The organism is Trinickia caryophylli, assembly GCF_034424545.1.
Classification (GTDB): domain Bacteria; phylum Pseudomonadota; class Gammaproteobacteria; order Burkholderiales; family Burkholderiaceae; genus Trinickia; species Trinickia caryophylli.
This window is the reverse complement of record NZ_CP139970.1, coordinates 848,812-865,396: the sequence shown is the minus strand read 5'-3', so window position 1 is coordinate 865,396 and position 16,585 is coordinate 848,812. Positions and strand designations below refer to the sequence as shown.

The window sequence follows — 16,585 nt, the reverse complement described above, 5'->3', positions numbered from 1 at the left end:
CGGCAGGAGGAAAACCCATCGTGAGTGCAGAAAACGTTACGTCGCAATGGCGGGAATTCATTAGCGGATGCCTCGATTTCCGTCCGGCCGAGGGCGTCTACCGCATTGCGCGAGAGATGTTCACCGAGCCTCAACTGTTCGATCTGGAGATGGCGTTCATCTTCGAGAAGAACTGGATTTACGCATGTCACGAAAGCGAGATTCCTCAACCGCACGACTTCGTCACCATGCGTGCGGGCCGCCAGCCGCTGATCGTCTCGCGTGGCGGCAACGGCGAACTCAACGCCATGGTCAACGCTTGCCAGCATCGGGGAGCGACGCTCACGCGCATGGGCAAGGGCAATCAGTCGACCTTCACGTGTCCGTTCCATGCGTGGTGCTACAAGAGCGACGGACGCCTCGTGAAGGTCAAGGCGGCGGGCGAGTACTGCGACGACTTTGACAAGTCCACGCGCGGCCTCAAGAAGGCGCGCATCGCAAGCTACAAGGGGTTCGTGTTCGTGAGCCTCGACGTGGAGGCCACGGACGCGCTCGAGGACTACCTCGGCGACGCTCGCGTATTCCTCGACATGATGGTGGCGCAATCGCCCACGGGCGAACTCGAAGTGTTGCCGGGCAAGTCGACATACACCTACGACGGAAACTGGAAGCTGCAGAACGAGAATGGCCTCGACGGCTATCACGTGAGCACCGTGCATTACAACTATGTCGCCACGGTGCAGCACCGCCAGGAAACGAACGCGCGAAAGGGCGGCTCGATCGGCGGAACGCTCGACTACAGCAAACTGGGCGCGGGCGATGCGGATACCGACGACGGCTGGTTCGCTTTCAGGAACGGCCATAGCGTGCTGTTCAGCGACATGCCGAACCCCGGTGTTCGCCCCGGTTATGCCACCGTCATGCCGCGCCTCGTCGAGGCGTACGGTCAGCAGAAAGCCGAGTGGATGATGCATCGGCTGCGTAACCTGAACGTCTATCCGAGCCTTTTTTTCATCGATCAGATCAGCTCGCAATTGCGTATCGTGCGTCCGATTGCCTGGAACAAGACGGAGGTCATCAGCCAGTGCGTCGGCGTGAAAGGCGAGTCGGACCGCGACCGTGAAAGCCGCATTCGCCAGTTCGAAGACTTCTTCAACGTTTCGGGAATGGGCACGCCGGACGATCTCGTGGAGTTTCGTGAGCAGCAGCGTGGCTTCCAGGCGCGCCTCGAGCGCTGGAGCGATATTTCGCGCGGGCACCACAAATGGGTGGCGGGGGAAACGGCGAACACGCGCTTGCTCGGTATCGCCCCTGTGCTGTGCGGCACGGAGTTGACCCACGAAGGGCTTTACGTCAACCAGCATGGCGCCTGGCAGGCGTTTCTCATGAAGGGCCTTGCACAACAATCGAACGCCGGGAAGGAGGCTTGAATCATGGCGCTCACGCATACGTTGCAACAATCGGTCGAGCAGTTTCTGTATCGCAAGGCCGAGCTTTGCGACGCCCAGAGCTGGGACGAGTATCTCGACCTCTTCGACGAAAACAGCGAATTCCACGTGCCTCAATGGGACGCCGAGCACGTGTACACGACCGACCCGAAGCGCGGTATGTCGCTGATCTACTACGCGAACCGCACGGGGCTCGAAGATCGCGTGTTCAGGCTGCGTACGGGCAAATCGGCGGCTTCCACGCCGCTGCCGCGCACGCTGCATCAGATCACCAACGTGCGTATTGCGGCGTGCGACCGGGGCGAACTGGAAGTGAAAGCAAACTGGGCCACGTTTTACGCCCGTCACGGCGTGGCCGAGTATTTCTTCGGACGCGCGACTTACCAGCTTCGCCCGCACGGCGAGAGCTGGAAGATTGCGCGCAAGCACGTACTGTTGCTGAACGACACGATCAACGCCGTGCTCGATTTCTACCATCTGTAAGCGGGAGCGCCGTGCAATGAGTCACAGGGTCGCTTTCAGCTTTGCCGACGGCAAGACCGTTTTCTTCGACGTCCGCTCAGGCGAGCTTCTTCTCGACGCCGCGCTTCGCAACGGCATGAGCATTCCGCTCGACTGCCGCGAAGGCGTATGTGGGACGTGCCAGGGACGCTGCGAGTCGGGCCGCTATACGCAGGACTATGTCGACGAGGAAGCGCTGTCGCCGGCCGATCTCGCCGCGCGCAAGATCCTGTCGTGCCAGACGCGGGTACAGTCCGATGCGTCGTTTTACTTCGATTTCGATTCGAGCCTGTGCAGCGAGGGAGGAACGCGATTGCTGACGGGCCGGGTCGCGGCAATCGGTCAGGTATCCGAGACGACAGCAATCCTGCATCTGGACGCGAGCGCCCATGAGCGGCGCCTGGATTTTTTGCCGGGGCAGTACGCCCGGCTGAAAGTGCCGGGCACGGACGTGTGGCGTTCCTATTCGTTCGCCAATCGGCCCGACGACAACAATCAGTTGCAGTTCCTGATTCGTCTGTTGCCTGATGGCGTGATGAGCAACTACCTGCGCGCGCGCTGCGCGCCGGATCAGACGATCGAATTCGAGGCGCCGCTCGGTACCTTCTATCTGCGAGAGGCGCAACGGCCGCTTGTGATGGTCGCGGGCGGCACGGGTCTCTCGGCATTTCTCGGCATGCTCGACGATTTTGCACGCAAGGGCGACTGCGCTCAGCAGGTGCATCTCTACTACGGTGTGACGAATGCTCGCGATCTGTGCGAGCTGGACCGCTTGAAAGCCTACGGGCAGCGCATCGCGAACTTCGCGTGCGAGATCGTGGTGATGAATGCCTCGGAAGGATGGCAGGGAAAGACGGGGCTCATTCCCGAGCATTTCGACCGTGACATGCTGACTGCAGCCCCGTTCGACATGTATGTATGCGGGCCGCCTCCGATGGTGGAGGCCATCAAGGCGTGGCTTGTTAGAGAGCGCGTGAACGACCATCGCCTCTACTACGAGAAATTCGGGGAGAGCAACAGCGCGCAACAGATCGCATAAGGGCGCATAAGGTGCGCCCCCGGCGCGCATTCAGGGTCTTTTTGTATATTTTTGTCCGCGCATGGCGGGCTTACCATCAAGCCACGATCAACCGCCCGGTGACACGCCATGCACACGTCCGCCGTCAATGCCAACCAAGGTATCGACGCGGTGCGTCACGATCTCGAAGGCGCACGAGAATGGATGGTGTCGATTTGCGGGCCGCACGGATTGCGGGCTCGGAGCCCGAAGAAATTGCAGTTCCACCATTCGGGCACGGTGCTGCGGTCCATGGCGAGCACGTTGGGATACGTGGAATATGGCACCGACGTCACCGTTTCGGTGCACAACGAGACGCCGCTCAACTGCTATAGCGTGAGTCTGCCGCTCACCGGATACCAGGAGCTGTCTGCGCGGGGGCGGCTGTGGGTGTCGGATCAGGACCGGAGCCTCGTGTTGTCGCCGCACGAGAGGCAGGACCTGACCATCATGGGCAACTGCCGGAAGATCATCGTCGCCATTCAGGGCCAGGCGCTGCGTCAGGTACTCGAAGGACTTCTGCAACGGCCCCTGCATGCCCCGGTGACGTTCGAGCCGCAGATGAATGCCGCGGACGGCGATCAGGCCGCGTGGTGGCGTATGGTCAGATTCCTGCTGACCGAGATGGGCCAGGCCGCGCGGTTGCTCGATCACCAGCAGATGGCGGGGAATCTCGAGCAGGCTTTGATCAAGGGGCTGTTGCTCTGTCAACCGCACAATTACTCGCAGGCGCTCGCCGGAGCGGTGGACTCGTCATGTCCGCACTATCTGTTGCGCGCGAAGCAGTTCATCCAAGATAACGCGCGTGAAGACGTTGCGCTCGAAGACATCGAGCGCGCGGCCGGCGTGTCGCGCTACAAGCTGTTCGAAGGTTTTCGGCAGCACTTCGGGCTGGCGCCCATGGCCTATTTGAAACGGCATCGGCTCGAGGCGGTGCGCCGCGAAATGCTCTCGGACGGCTCAGAGCGCAACGTTTCGTCCATTGCGATGAACTGGGGGTTCTCGCATCTCGGCCGCTTTTCCAGCGACTACAAGCTGCGCTTCGGCGAAACCCCGTCGCAAACGCTCAAGCGTGCGGCGACGCGGTAGGCCGTGGCATTGCGCGGAGCGTCGTCCCGAGCATTGACGGCGTTCCTGCTGCGATCCTCGGCGAACGGGCGGGAATGGCAGCCTGAAGGCATGACCCGCGCGGCATATCGTCGATGCTGCCGCGGCCGCATGCCCCCAGTGCAACCGGCACTCTCCTGGCGCCGGGGACTCTTTCGTCGAACGCCTTTCCACTATCGCGATGTGATTCCATAATAGGAAACGTCGGGCGTGAGGGCGCGCCCGATCCACGTTCGCGCGGGGGTCAGCTTGGAAGCGATGACGGACGATGCAAGGGTATTTCTCTCGACGTTGCCCCCTGAGCGCGGCCAGCGGCGGCTCGCACTCGGTGTGGTCGTGGCCTCGATCGCACTGTTTGTCGCGGCGGTCCCCTTCGCGAAGATTCAGTTGCCGCGAATCTGGGCATTTGTCCCGATTTATCAATCGGCGATGATCATCAGCGATCTGCTGACGGCGGCCCTGCTCATCGGCCAGTACAACATCCTGCGTTCGCGCGCCATCCTCGTACTGGCGGGCGGTTATCTGCTCACGGCATCCACGGCCACCGTGCACATGCTGTCGTTCCCCGGGCTTTTCGCGCCGCAGGGGCTGCTTGGCGCGGGGCCGCAAACGACCGCGTGGCTCTATATGTTCTGGCATGCGGGTTTCCCCCTCGCCGTCATCGCCTACACTTGGCTGCGCGCGCGGGAGCAAACCGGCGCCCGGCCGGCCGGGCCTGCCGCCGTGGCCGTCGTGACCTGCATCGGATCGGTATTGGCGTTGGTGATCGCGTTCGCTGTCCTGACGACGGTCGGGCATGATCGCCTGCCACGCATTCTCGACCACGAGCTGTATACGCCGGCGTACATCGCGGCGATCACATCGGTATGCTGCCTGACGGGCGCGGCGCTGCTTCGGTTGTGGCGTTTGCGGCCTCAGTCCATGCTCGATCTTTGGCTGATGGTCGTCATGTTCGCGTGGTTGTTCGACATCGCGCTGGCGGCGGCGCTCAACCACCGGCGGTTCGACCTTGGCTTTTTCGCGGGCCGCGCTTATGGCCTCTTGGCCGCCAGCTTCGTTCTCATTGCTCTGACCTTCGAAAACATCAAGCTCTATGCGCGCATCGTGGCGGCGCTCGATCGCGAGCGTACCGAGCGCCGGCTCGTGCAGGAGCGTACGGCCGAGTTGAACGAAGCCAAGGCGCTGCTCGAGCAGCGCGTGGCCGCTCGCACAGCGGCGCTCGCCGCATCCAACCGCGATCTGCTGCACGAAGTGGCGGAGCGCAAGCGTGCCGAAGGGGCGCTGCGACAGTCGCAAGCCGAACTGCGCGAGCTGGCGTCGATCAGCTCCTCGGCGCGCGAGCAGGAAAAGCGCCGTATCGCCCGCGAACTTCACGACGAATTGGCTCAAACGCTTGCGACACTGCGGCTCGAACTCGACCGGCTGGCCGAACAGGTGCCGGCCGGGACGGCCTCGGCCGAAGCGAGAGTCGCGGACATGCGCGTGCTCGTCGACGACGCGGTGGCCTCCACGCGCCGCATCGCGGCGGATCTTCGGCCCATGATGCTCGACGATCTGGGCCTTGTGGCAGCGGTGCAATGGCTTGCACAGGCATTCAGGCAGCGCTACGGATTCGAATGCACGGTGGAGATCGACCCGGAAGACCTGCAGCTCGATGAACCTTACGCGACGACGGCCTATCGCATCGTTCAGGAGTCGTTGACCAATGTCGCGCGCCACGCGCGTGCGTCGCACGTTGGCATTGACCTCGTGCGACATGATGGGCAGATCGTGCTGAGGGTACGGGACGACGGTCTGGGTTTCGATCTATCCGCCCGGCGCAAGCCGAGCTCGTTCGGCCTGGCGGGGCTGCGCGAGCGGGCGTATCTCGTCGAAGGCCGGATCAGCATTCAGTCCGCGCCGGGGCAGGGTACGGCCATCGAAGTTCTTATTCCGCTACCGGCGACGCAGGAGCCGGCGGCGTCGTAGCGGCGCGCCGTGGCGATGCGCGCTTCACCCTTCGCTCTTCACACTTCGACGATCCGGTCCCACGCGAACTGCTCGTTTTCCAGACGCCCGCTGCGCCGGCTCACATACCCGCGCGGGTTGCAGACAACGCGCGTGCCGTTGGCAACGTAATCGAAGGCCGTATGCGTGTGCCCGTGTATCCAGAGTGCGACCGGCGGGCCGACGAGCGAGGGCAGATGGCTGATGAACCCGGCCGATGCGGGGTCATTGGCGTAGCGTGCCGCGAGACTATCGCGGTGAGGGGCGTGATGCGTCACGACGATCGTCTTGCCTGAGAACGGCTTGGCGAGCTCGGTCTCGAGCCATGCGCGCGCGCGCCGGTGCAGCGCAAGCGAATCGGCCACGGTGAACGTGCGCGGCGCGCCGGCGCCGGATGCCTGTGGGCTGCCGGACCACGACGCGACTTGTATCGGGCCACGGAAGTCGACCATGACTTTCTCCGCCGCCGCGACCGATTGTTCGAACGAGGCAGGGTCGGCGCCGAACAGCTCGAAGTCGGTCCAGAGCGTCGCACCGAGCACGCGCCAGTGGCCGTCGGGATCGACGAGCGCGTCATGATTGAGATAGTGGACGTTCTCGACGCTCGCCGCCGCGTCGCGCATCGCTGCTTCGAGCGCGCCGAACTCCCCGTCGTAATACTCGTGATTGCCGGGTACGTAGATTACGGGTGTATGCGTATCGAACGTCTCGGCCGCCCATCGCAGGCCCTCGGCGTGATTATGGATGTCGCCCGCGAGTACGACGAGATCGGCATCGGCGTGCGGGATCGCCTCGGGTTCGTCGCACTCGAGATGCAGGTCTGACAGTATGCGGATCTTCACGGCGTGCCTCTTCGAATATGCGGGCTTCGCGTTAGCGTAGCACCTTGCCCGGATTCATCAGTCCGAGCGGGTCGAGCGCTGTTTTGACGGCGCGCATCAGCGCGACTTCCACGGGTGACTTGTAGCGCGCCGCCTCGTCGATCTTCAACTGGCCTAGCCCATGTTCCGCGCTGATGCTGCCGCGATGCCGGTGGACGTTGTCGTTGACGATACGGTTCAGTGCCGACTGGTGCGCCGCGAGGAACGCCTTCGGGTCGCCACCCTCGGGCGCCTGTACGTTGTAGTGGAGGTTGCCGTCGCCGAGGTGTCCGAACGTTACCATCCGCGCGCCCGGTACGGCGGCGGCAATGGCCGCATCGGTTTCCTCGATGAACCGGCCGATCGAGGAGATCGGAACGGCGATGTCGTTCTTGATATTGAGCCCTTCTTCGGCTTGCGCGAGCGGAATGTGCTCGCGCAGATCCCAGAAGGCGCGCGTTTGCGAAAGATTTTCGGCGACCACGGCATCCTCGACGAGGCCTTCCTCGATGGCGGCCTCCATCATCCGCTCGAAGAGGCTGCGCGCATGCGCTTCGCTTTCGCTGTCGGACAGCTCGAGCAGGACCGTCTGCGCGTGCGGGGCGTCGAACGGATAGCGCAGTTGCGGAAAGTGTCTGCCGACGAGCTTCAGACAGAACTCGGACATCAGCTCGAAGCCCGTCAACAGCGGGCCCGCGTACCGCTGGGCCAGCGCGAGGAAGTCGAGCGCGGCGTGCGGCGATGCAAGGCCTGCCAGGGCCGTGACGCGCGCGGCTGGCAGAGGGTGCAGTTTCATGACCGCCGCCGTGATGATGCCGAGCGTGCCTTCCGCCCCGATATAAAGGTCGCGCAAGTCGTAGCCCGTGTTGTCCTTGCGCAGGCCGCGCAGGCCGTCCCAGATCTCGCCCTGGGGCGTGACGACCTCGAGTCCGAGACACAGCTCGCGCGTGTTGCCGTAGCGAAGCACGCCTGTGCCGCCCGCGTTCGTCGCGAGGTTGCCGCCGATCGTGCAACTGCCTTCCGCCGCGAGGCTCAGCGGGAAGAGGCGCCCGGCTTCGAGCGCGCTCGCTTGCACTTGCGCGAGCACGACGCCCGCTTCGACCGTGATCGTGTTGTTGTGCGTGTCGATGGCGCGCACGCGGTTCATCCGTGCGAGACTCACGACGGCCTGCGTGCCGCTCGTGTCAGGCGTCGCACCGCCCGCGAGCCCCGTGTTGCCGCCCTGCGGCACGAGCGCAACGCGATGCGCGACAGCAAGGCGCACGAGCGCAGCCACTTCCTCGCTGCTTGCCGGCCGCAGGACCGCGCACGCGGCCCCCGTGTAGCGGCGGCGCCAGTCGGTCAGATAGGGGGCGGTGTCGTGCGGATCGGTCAAAACGTGTGCCGCGCCGAGCGTTTCGCGGCAAGCGGCAAGAAAGGCGGCGAGAGTAGCGGAATCGTTCATGATGTCATGGTGGGCGGCGGATCTGCGGCGCAGACGGCGGGGCACAGCCGATCTGGGCGAAAAGAGCGGCAATGCGCGCGATAAAGACTATGACGGCGGCTTCCCCTGCTGATGCTCCGTGCTGGCGGCACCGGCTCGCAAGCGGCGCCGCGCTGCCCGCTTGAATGGGGCGACATACGCGAGCGCGCACGCGAGAAACAGCGTGGCTAGCCCTGTTTCGAGCCATCCGAGCCATGCCGAACGCCCCGCATCGCTCATGCCGCGAACGATGCCCTCCATGAAGTAGAGCAGAACGAGCATCGACGCCCATTGGAACGTGTAGAGACGCCGGCGCAGTACGCCGGGCAGGGCGGCGGCGAGCGGCAGCGCTTTCCATATCAACGCCGAGCCGCCCGGGCGCAGAGGGGCGAGCCACCGTTCCCATGCGACGGTCAGCACCACCAGGGCCACGAGCGCCACAGCGGCGCCGAGCGCGTAGATGCGGTGCGCTTGCACGGTTTCCGAGCCGGGCAGGCCGTCTGTTGCGGCGGCCTCGGTCGGGCGACGCGGCGCTTGCGCCACGGTGCGAAGCGGCTCCGTCATGGCCGGCCGGCGAGCATCGAGGCGGTTCGCGCGAGACGGGTGCCGAGCGCCACGGCCAGCGACTTCTCGTCGGGCGAGAGCGCCGATTCGCGCGCACCGGCGCCCGACACATGCGATGCGCCATACGGCGTGCCGCCGCTTTGGGTGGCGGACAGCGCCGTTTCCGTGTAGGGAATGCCCACGAGCAGCATGCCGTGGTGCAAAAGCGGCAGCATCATCGAAAGCAGGGTCGTTTCCTGGCCGCCGTGCAAGCTGCCCGTGGAGGTGAACACGCAGGCCGGCTTGCCGGCCAGCGCGCCGCTCAGCCACTGCGGCGTCGTGCCGTCCAGAAAATACTTGAGGGAGGCGGCCATATTGCCGAAGCGCGTAGGCGAGCCGAGTGCCAGCCCTGCGCACTCTTCGAGATCGCGCGGCTCCGCGTAGGGCGGGCCATCGGCGGGCACGGCGGGCTCGGTCGCCTCGGTGACGCTCGAGACGCCCGGCACGGTGCGAATGCGGGCTTGCATGCCGGGCACGCTGTCGATGCCTTGCGCGATCGCCAGCGCGAGTTCGCGCGTGGCGCCATGGCGGCTGTAATAGAGTACGAGGATATCTTTCATGGGCCTGGTGCGTGAGCGGCTTATTATAGGGTCATGGGCGCCGGCAGGCGGACGGCGGCGCCGCGCGCGCCCAGTGTGCCTGCTCGTGCGCATCGCATCTTCTGAATCTGGAGGGATTTTCTTGCCGAAGCAGCTCAGTTTCGACTTCGACACGCTCAAGCGTCTGGCGCGCTTCGCCGCGCTGCGCAGCGGTGAGGATCGCATCGCACAAGTGGCGGGCAGTCTCACGTTCACGACGATGCTCGCGATCGTGCCGCTTGCGACGGTCGCGTTCGCACTCTTCACCGCGTTTCCGATCTTCTCGACGTTTCAGGCGTCGTTGCAGACGTTTCTCGCGCAGCATCTGATGCCGGACCAGATCAACAGCCAGATCTTCCGCTACCTGAACCAGTTCGCGTCGAAGGCAAAGGGTTTGACGACGGCGGGCATGATCGTGCTTTTCGTCACATCCGTCATGACGATGATGACGGTGGAGTCCGCGTTCAACCTGATCTGGCGTGTACCGAAGCCGAGACCGTTCGCGCAGCGCGTGCTCGTCTATTGGGCCGTGATTACGCTCGGCCCGCTTCTCATCGGCGTGAGCCTCTCGATCACCTCGCACCTTTTCACGCAATCGAGCCCGTTCGAGTACGTCTCGCCGCTCATCGACTGGACGCTCGCGGGGGCCGCACTGCCGCTGACGGGCCTCGCATTCACGATGCTCTATGTCTATTTGCCGAATTGCAGCGTGCAATGGCGCGATGCGGCGGTGGGCGGCATCTGCGCCGCGATCGCGTTCGAATTCGCCAAGCGCGGCTTCGGCTTTTACGTGCGCCGCATTCCAACCTACACAGCCGTGTACGGCGCCTTCGCCACCGTGCCGATGTTTCTGCTCTGGGTCTACTTGAGCTGGTTCATCACGCTGGCCGGTGCGGCCATAGCTGCTGTACTGCCGGCCATCCGCGTCGGCCAGTTTCATCGCCGCGTCTACGCGGGTGGCGATTTGCTCGATGCCCTCGAGATCCTCGCCCGCCTGCACGACGCGCGGGAAGCGGGCAAGCCGGGGCTCACCGTCATGGAACTCGCCCGTGCGCTGCGTTGCGATCTCGACACGACACAGCGGCTCGTGGGCAGGCTCGCGCGGCGCGAATGGCTCACGCGGCTTCACGACGAGGTGGGGGGCGACGGCATGCCGCGCTATGCACTGCTGGCGAACCCGGCGCAGATCACGGTAGCGCGGCTTTTCGACGTGTTCGTGATCGATCGGGCCGAACTCGAGTACCAACTGAAACTCGACTCCACGCGCGTGGATGGCGAAACGCTGCTCGATACGCTGCGCAACGACAAACTCGATGTTTCGCTTTCGACGCTGCTCGCCGCGCGCGACGCGCGCCGGGCGTTCTCGGCCGGTGGCGGCGTCCGGCCGCAGCCCGCGGCGCCGCATCACGCGGGCTGAGCCGACTGGCGACGGGCTAAAGCGGAATTTTTGCCGTGCAGATGTCCTTGAACATCACCCAGTCGCCCATCAGGCTGTAGAGCGGGTGGCGAAAGGTGGCGGGCCGGTTCTTTTCGAAAAAGAAGTGCCCGACCCACGCGAACCCGTAGCCGCACACGACCGCAGCCGGCAGCCACAGCCAACTGCCTGTGGCGAGCGCCATCGTCACGCACCCGATGACCCCGAGCGAGCCGATGAAATGAAGCCGCCGGCAGATCCGATTGCGGTGCTCGCCGAGGTAATACGGATAGAACTGCGCAAAGCTCGCGAAGTGAGCCGGATGAGTGCCGTGAGCCATGATTGCCTCCCTGCTTTCGATGCGGCCCGCCGATAGCCGGTACGCGACGCCGGCGCCGGCATCGCGAGACGGGTGCAGCCCGACGGCCTATTCTGCGAGCAACGGGCGGTGCCTGCAACCCGGCCATTCGGCCGAGTGGTGCCCGGCGGGCGTTGGCGTTATCGTTCGGTTCGGCCTGTCGATTGCGGTCCGGGCGGGGCCGGTGGCGGGGCGAGCAGCGGGGCGAGCAGCGGGCGCGCGAACGTGAAGAGCGCGTCGAGCGTCGCGTCCGGCTGCTCAGCCATGACCGCGTGGCCGGCGTCCAGCGTGATTACGTCGACTTGCGCGCCGGCCGCCGCCAGCGCATCCGCGAGCGGGCGCGCCGCGCGCGGTGGCGTCATCAGATCCTTCGCGCCGAGTACGAGGCGCACGGGGCAACGCACCCGGGCGGCTTGCGTGAGCCCGTCGGCGTATGCATTGCACGCCGTGAAGTCGGTATGAAACAGCCGCGGTTCGCCGCGCGCAGCCACGCGCTGCATGAGCCGCTCGTTCATGCCGTGCAGCCAGAAGCCAGGCCCGGGGCAGGACGGTTTCGCGGCAATCGTCGCGTGCGACCATCGATTGACGAGCGAAATCGCCTCGCTTTCGCGCTCGAGTGCGGCCTCGAGCAGCGCTTCGGACACGGGCATCGGCACGGCTGTCGCCACCAGCGCAATCCGGCTCGCCCGTGCGGGGTGGCGCGCGGCGAACTCGAGCGCGACGAGCGAGCCCATACTGTGTCCGGCCACGAACGCATCCGGCAGGCCCGTGGCGTCGAGCAGTGCGGCGAGCCAGTCGGCGAGGGCGCCGATGCTTTTCGCGGCCGGGCCCGCGCTGCGACAGTGCCCCGGCAAGTCGACGGCAAGGACGTTGAAGCCGTGATGGGCAAAGTAGCGGCTTTGCAGCGCCCAGACACTGTGGTCGTGCTGGGCGCCGTGCACGAAGACCGCTGTGGGGCGTGCGGCGTCGAGCGTCTGACCGCCCGTGTATGCATAGACGGCTTTGCCGTCGATGTCGACGATCATGCGGGCTCCTTGCCGGAAGAGGGCGCGGCGGCCCGTGCGCGGGCCGTGTCCCGGGTGGCGGCCTTCAGCGCGCGCTTGAGGTCGTCGATGAGATCGTCGGGATCCTCCAGGCCGATCGAAAGGCGGATCGTGCCCTCGCGAATGCCTGCCGCGGCGAGCGCGCGCGCATCCATGCGGAAATGTGTGGTCGTAGCCGGATGGATGACGAGCGAACGGACGTCGCCTACGTTCGCAAGATGGGAAAAGAGCGTGAGTGCTTCGATGAAGCGCCGCCCAGCGGCGCGATCGCCGCGCAGATCGAAGCTCACGACCGCGCCCGCGCCGCGCGGCAGGAGCCTGCGGGCGAGCGCGTGGTCGGGGTGAGCGTCGAGTTCCGGGTAGGCCACGGAGGCCACGGCCTCGTGCGCGCCGAGGAATTCGACGATGCGGCGCGTATTGGCGACGTGGCGCTCCATACGCAGCGGCAGCGTTTCGATACCCTGAAGCAACTGCCAGGCGGCCTGCGGATGCAGGCACGCGCCGAAGTCGCGCAGCCCTTCGCGCCGCGCACGCAGCAGGAACGGCGCAATGGTGCTCTCCTCGGCGAAGACCATGCCGTGAAAACCCTCGTACGGCTCGGTCAGCTCCGGAAAGCGTCCCGAAGCGACGAAATCGAACGTGCCGCCGTCGACGAGTACACCGCCGATCGTCGTGCCATGGCCGCCGAGGAATTTCGTGGCGGAGTGATAAACGAGGTCGGCGCCGTACTCGAAGGGCTTGAGCAGGCATGGCGTGGTCAAGGTCGAATCCACGAGCAGCGGTACGCCGTGCTCGTGCGCGATGCCGGCCAACGCCTCGATGTCGAGCACGTCGAGGCCGGGGTTTCCGAGCGTCTCGCCGAAGACGAGGCGCGTCGTCGGCCGCAGGGCGGCGCGCCAGGCGTCGATGTCGCGCGGCGGCACGAAGGTGGTTTCGATGCCGAAGCGGCGCAGCGTATAGCTGAGCAGATTATGCGAGCCGCCGTAGAGCGCGTTCGAGGCGACGATATGCGAGCCGGCGCCCATCAGCGTGGCGATGGCCAGATGCAGCGCGGCCTGCCCGCTTGCGGCGCCGATTGCGCCCGCGCCGCCTTCGAGCGCGGCGACGCGCTCCTCGAAAACGGCCACGGTGGGGTTGGAAATGCGCGAGTAGACATGGCCGGCTCGTTCCATGTCGAAGAGGGCGGCGGCGTGGTCGGTATCGCGAAAGACGAAGGCGGCGCTCTGATAGACGGGGGTGACGCGCGCGCCGGTGGCGGGGTCCGGGGCGGCTCCCGCATGCACGGCCAGGGTATCGAATCGGTTCGCGGACATCAGTGACAGGCCGGACGCGCATCCGGCGAGGGTTGGCGTGGCGGTCATCGTATCACCGCGCGCGCCTGGGTAGCCGGTTGGCGCGCGTGCGGCGCACAATGCGGGGAATATATTCCGTTCGTCCGGACACGCGCTCCGGCTTTCCTTTTAAAGGGCTTTCCGATAGCATCGTCCGATCGATTCAGGCTTTACCAGGAGGGGCAGCCATGAGAGTCAGCGACATCCTGAAGGTCAAGGGCAACGCGCTGTATACGGTCACACCCGATACTCAGCTTACCGAGGCGGTGAATACGATGGCGGAGCGCGATATCGGCTCGCTCGTCGTAATGGAATACGGCGAACTCGTCGGCATGCTGACGTTTCGCGAAATCATCATGACGCTGAAGGCGAACGGCGGCAGCGTGGGCACGGCCACGATCCGCAAGGTCATGGACGACCACCCCGTCACCTGTACGCCGGAAACGGAACTCGACGAAATTCGGCGCATGATGCTCGAACATCACGTGCGTTATCTACCGGTCGTGGAAAACCGCATGCTGATGGGCGTGATCTCGTTCTACGACGTGGCGAAAGCCGTTGTCGAGGAGCAGAGCTTCGAAAATCGCATGCTGAAGGCGTACATCCGCGATTGGCCCGAAGAGGGCGACGTGCGCGGCCTGCGCTGACGCGACGCGCGTCGCGCACATTCGCCAGCATCGCCCGGAGCCGAACCCCGGACCTTTCTTTCGCCGCCTCCTTTGTCCGGGGGAATGCGACGGGCACGCGCGCGCTGCGCGAGTTCGTCGTTCCGGTTTGCTCGGCCCGCCAGGACGGCCCGAGGCATCGTCCCCATGAGCGAGACATCGCCCCGATCGAATGAGTGACCAGCCTGTTTCCATGACTCCCGCCGCGCGTCCGAAGCGTCGCGCCCAACATTCGCAGTTCGGCCTGCTGAGCGAGCGCCGGTTCGCGCCATTTTTCTGGACGCAGTTTCTCGGCGCGCTCAACGACAACGTATTCAAAATCGGTTTTTCGGCGCTTGTCACCTATCAAACCGCGCGTTTTCCAGGTGTGGATGCCGCAACGGCCGCTTTTCTGATTTCGGCGATTTTTATTGCGCCTTTCGTCTTATTTTCGGCGACGTCGGGGCAGATTGCCGATAAATACGATAAAGCGGTGCTGATCCGCCTCGTGAAAACGCTGGAAATCGCGATCATGCTCGTCGGCGCAGCGGGCTTCCTGCTGCACCGTGCGTCGCTGCTCTACCTGGGCACGTTCCTGATGGGCGTGCATTCGACGCTCTTTGGTCCCGTCAAGTATGCCTATTTGCCGCAGCACCTCGACGACCACGAACTCGTGGGCGGCAACGGGCTCGTGGAAATGGGAACCTTCCTCGCAATCCTTATTGGCACGATCATCGGCGGTGCGGCGGCCGGCCTCGAGTCGGCCGGCACCGCTGTACTGGCCAGCCTGTGCGTCGGCGTTGCGCTCGCGGGCCGCGCCGTATCGAGCGCGGTGCCGGCTTCACCGTCGTCGCAGCCGCAACTGCGCATCAATTGGAACCCGGTCTCCGAAACCTGGCGCAATCTCGCGCTTGCCCGTACCAACCGAACGGTCTTTCTGAGTCTGCTCGGCGTTTCCTGGCTCTGGTTCGTCGGCGCCACGTTTCTCACCTCGTTTTTCAACTTCGCGAAAGATGTGCTGTCGGGCAACGCCGATGTCGTGACGGTTTTGCTCGCCACGTTCTCGTTCGGCATCGGCCTGGGTTCACTGCTCTGCGAGCGGCTCTCGAAGCGGCGCGTGGAGATCGGGCTCGTGCCGCTCGGCTCGATCGGCATGAGCGTCTTCGCGATCGACCTGTTCTTCGCGAGCCATGCGCTGCCCCGGCCGGCGCAGTTGCTGACGGTTGGGGAGTTCCTCGCCATGCCGGCGCATTGGCGGGTGCTCGCCGATCTCTTCCTGCTCGCGATGTTCGGCGGCTTTTACAGCGTGCCGCTCTATGCATTGATTCAGAGCCGCTGCCAGCCGACCCATCGCGCGCGGATCATCGCCGCCAACAACATCCTCAATGCGTTGTTCATGATCGCCTCGGCATTGATGGCGGTGGCCTTGACCTCGGCGGGCGTGAGCATTCCCGGCATATTCCTCGTGACGGCGCTTTTGAACGTCGTCGTGGCGGTTTATATCTATTCGCTCGTGCCGGAGTTCCTGCTGCGCTTCGTCGTGTGGATGCTCGTTCATACGTTCTACCGTATCAGGCTCGTGCACCCCGAGCGGATTCCCGATGTCGGCGCGGCGGTGCTCGTGTGCAATCACGTCAGCTATGTCGATGCGCTCGTCATCGTCGCGCAAAGCCCGCGGCCGATCCGCTTCGTCATGGACCATCGAATCTTCCGTACGCCATTCGTCGGGTGGCTGTTTCGGCACGCCAAGGCGATCCCGATCGCGCCGGCGCACGAAGACGCGGCGCTGCTCGAGCGAGCCTACGACGCGTGCGCCTCGGCGCTTGCGGCGGGCGATCTCGTCTGCATCTTCCCGGAGGGCAAACTCACGCGCACGGGCGAGATCAATCCGTTTCGCCAGGGGGTGTCGCGCATTCTGGAGCGCACGCCCGTGCCGGTCATCCCGGTCGCCCTACGGGGCCTGTGGGGCAGCGTGTTCTCGCGCCACGCCGATGCGCGCTGGCCGCGGCCCATTCGCAAGGGCGTCATGAGCCGGCTGACGTTGGCTGTCGGCGAGCCGCTCGAGCCGGGGGCGGCCACCCCCGAGGTACTGCAGCAGATCGTCACGGAGCTGCGCGGGCCGCGCAAATAGCACCGCTGCCGCAAAGCCCTGCCGCTGAGGGGTGCCGCTGAGGGGGCAGCACGCGTTCGCAGGCAGGGCATAATATCGGTCTT

The 16,585-nt window shown here is 65.1% G+C and carries 15 protein-coding genes; 8 read left to right on the top strand and 7 right to left on the bottom strand.

Annotation, left to right across the window (positions count from 1 at the left end):
• The first annotated feature begins 20 nt into the window (after positions 1 to 20).
• The 5 genes from antA to U0034_RS03865 all read left to right on the top strand — a co-directional run bounded on the left by antA (position 21) and on the right by U0034_RS03865 (position 6,060).
• Complete coding sequence (gene antA, locus U0034_RS03885) at positions 21 to 1,409, top strand: anthranilate 1,2-dioxygenase large subunit (protein WP_085224141.1); 1,389 nt, start codon at positions 21 to 23, stop codon at positions 1,407 to 1,409.
• A gap of 3 nt (positions 1,410 to 1,412) precedes the next feature.
• Positions 1,413 to 1,910, top strand: a complete 498-nt coding sequence (antB, locus tag U0034_RS03880) for an anthranilate 1,2-dioxygenase small subunit (RefSeq protein WP_085224143.1) — start codon at positions 1,413 to 1,415, stop codon at positions 1,908 to 1,910.
• 16 nt (positions 1,911 to 1,926) lie between these two features.
• Positions 1,927 to 2,967, top strand: a complete 1,041-nt coding sequence (antC, locus tag U0034_RS03875) for an anthranilate 1,2-dioxygenase electron transfer component AntC (protein ID WP_085224145.1) — start codon at positions 1,927 to 1,929, stop codon at positions 2,965 to 2,967.
• A gap of 108 nt (positions 2,968 to 3,075) precedes the next feature.
• A complete protein-coding gene (locus tag U0034_RS03870) occupies positions 3,076 to 4,074 on the top strand; it encodes an AraC family transcriptional regulator (RefSeq protein WP_085224147.1) in 999 nt (332 codons plus the stop codon).
• Between the two features lie 267 nt (positions 4,075 to 4,341).
• Positions 4,342 to 6,060, top strand: a complete 1,719-nt coding sequence (locus U0034_RS03865) for a sensor histidine kinase (protein ID WP_102623026.1) — start codon at positions 4,342 to 4,344, stop codon at positions 6,058 to 6,060.
• Positions 6,061 to 6,098: 38 nt separating this feature from the next.
• Here U0034_RS03865 and U0034_RS03860 read toward each other — a convergent pair whose 3' ends face one another.
• From U0034_RS03860 to wrbA, 4 genes are all read right to left on the bottom strand, one after another.
• Positions 6,099 to 6,920: a metallophosphoesterase gene (locus tag U0034_RS03860; RefSeq protein ID WP_085224151.1), complete on the bottom strand. Its 822-nt coding sequence runs from the start codon at positions 6,918 to 6,920 to the stop codon at positions 6,099 to 6,101.
• A 31-nt stretch (positions 6,921 to 6,951) separates the two neighbouring features.
• Positions 6,952 to 8,382, bottom strand: coding sequence for an FAD-binding oxidoreductase (locus U0034_RS03855; protein WP_085224154.1), 1,431 nt, complete (start codon positions 8,380 to 8,382; stop codon positions 6,952 to 6,954).
• A gap of 87 nt (positions 8,383 to 8,469) precedes the next feature.
• Entirely contained in the window at positions 8,470 to 8,964 is a 495-nt protein-coding gene (locus U0034_RS03850; RefSeq protein WP_085224157.1) for a DUF2069 domain-containing protein, read from the bottom strand.
• Positions 8,961 to 9,563 carry an NAD(P)H:quinone oxidoreductase gene (wrbA, locus tag U0034_RS03845; protein ID WP_085224159.1) on the bottom strand — a complete coding sequence of 201 codons (603 nt, stop codon included), beginning with the start codon at positions 9,561 to 9,563 and terminating at the stop codon, positions 8,961 to 8,963. Before wrbA ends, U0034_RS03850 begins: the two co-directional genes overlap by 4 nt.
• A 115-nt stretch (positions 9,564 to 9,678) precedes the next feature.
• Here wrbA and U0034_RS03840 point away from each other — a divergent pair, with 115 nt between their 5' ends.
• Complete coding sequence (locus tag U0034_RS03840; RefSeq protein ID WP_386092227.1) at positions 9,679 to 10,998, top strand: YihY family inner membrane protein; 1,320 nt, start codon at positions 9,679 to 9,681, stop codon at positions 10,996 to 10,998.
• Between the two features lie 16 nt (positions 10,999 to 11,014).
• Here U0034_RS03840 and U0034_RS03835 read toward each other — a convergent pair whose 3' ends face one another.
• From U0034_RS03835 to U0034_RS03825, 3 genes are all read right to left on the bottom strand, one after another.
• The gene (locus U0034_RS03835) at positions 11,015 to 11,335 is read right to left on the bottom strand and encodes an Mpo1-like protein (protein ID WP_085224163.1); all 321 of its coding nucleotides are present in this window, start codon (positions 11,333 to 11,335) and stop codon (positions 11,015 to 11,017) included.
• Positions 11,336 to 11,493: 158 nt separating this feature from the next.
• A complete protein-coding gene (locus tag U0034_RS03830; RefSeq protein ID WP_085224165.1) occupies positions 11,494 to 12,378 on the bottom strand; it encodes an alpha/beta fold hydrolase in 885 nt (294 codons plus the stop codon).
• Entirely contained in the window at positions 12,375 to 13,709 is a 1,335-nt protein-coding gene (locus U0034_RS03825; protein ID WP_085224167.1) for an O-acetylhomoserine aminocarboxypropyltransferase, read from the bottom strand. Before U0034_RS03825 ends, U0034_RS03830 begins: the two co-directional genes overlap by 4 nt.
• Positions 13,710 to 13,915: 206 nt before the next feature.
• Here U0034_RS03825 and U0034_RS03820 point away from each other — a divergent pair, with 206 nt between their 5' ends.
• Both U0034_RS03820 and U0034_RS03815 read left to right on the top strand, forming a co-directional pair.
• A complete protein-coding gene (locus tag U0034_RS03820) occupies positions 13,916 to 14,374 on the top strand; it encodes a CBS domain-containing protein (RefSeq protein WP_085224169.1) in 459 nt (152 codons plus the stop codon).
• 190 nt (positions 14,375 to 14,564) lie between these two features.
• Positions 14,565 to 16,502: an MFS transporter gene (locus U0034_RS03815; RefSeq protein WP_085224171.1), complete on the top strand. Its 1,938-nt coding sequence runs from the start codon at positions 14,565 to 14,567 to the stop codon at positions 16,500 to 16,502.
• Positions 16,503 to 16,585 lie beyond the last annotated feature (83 nt).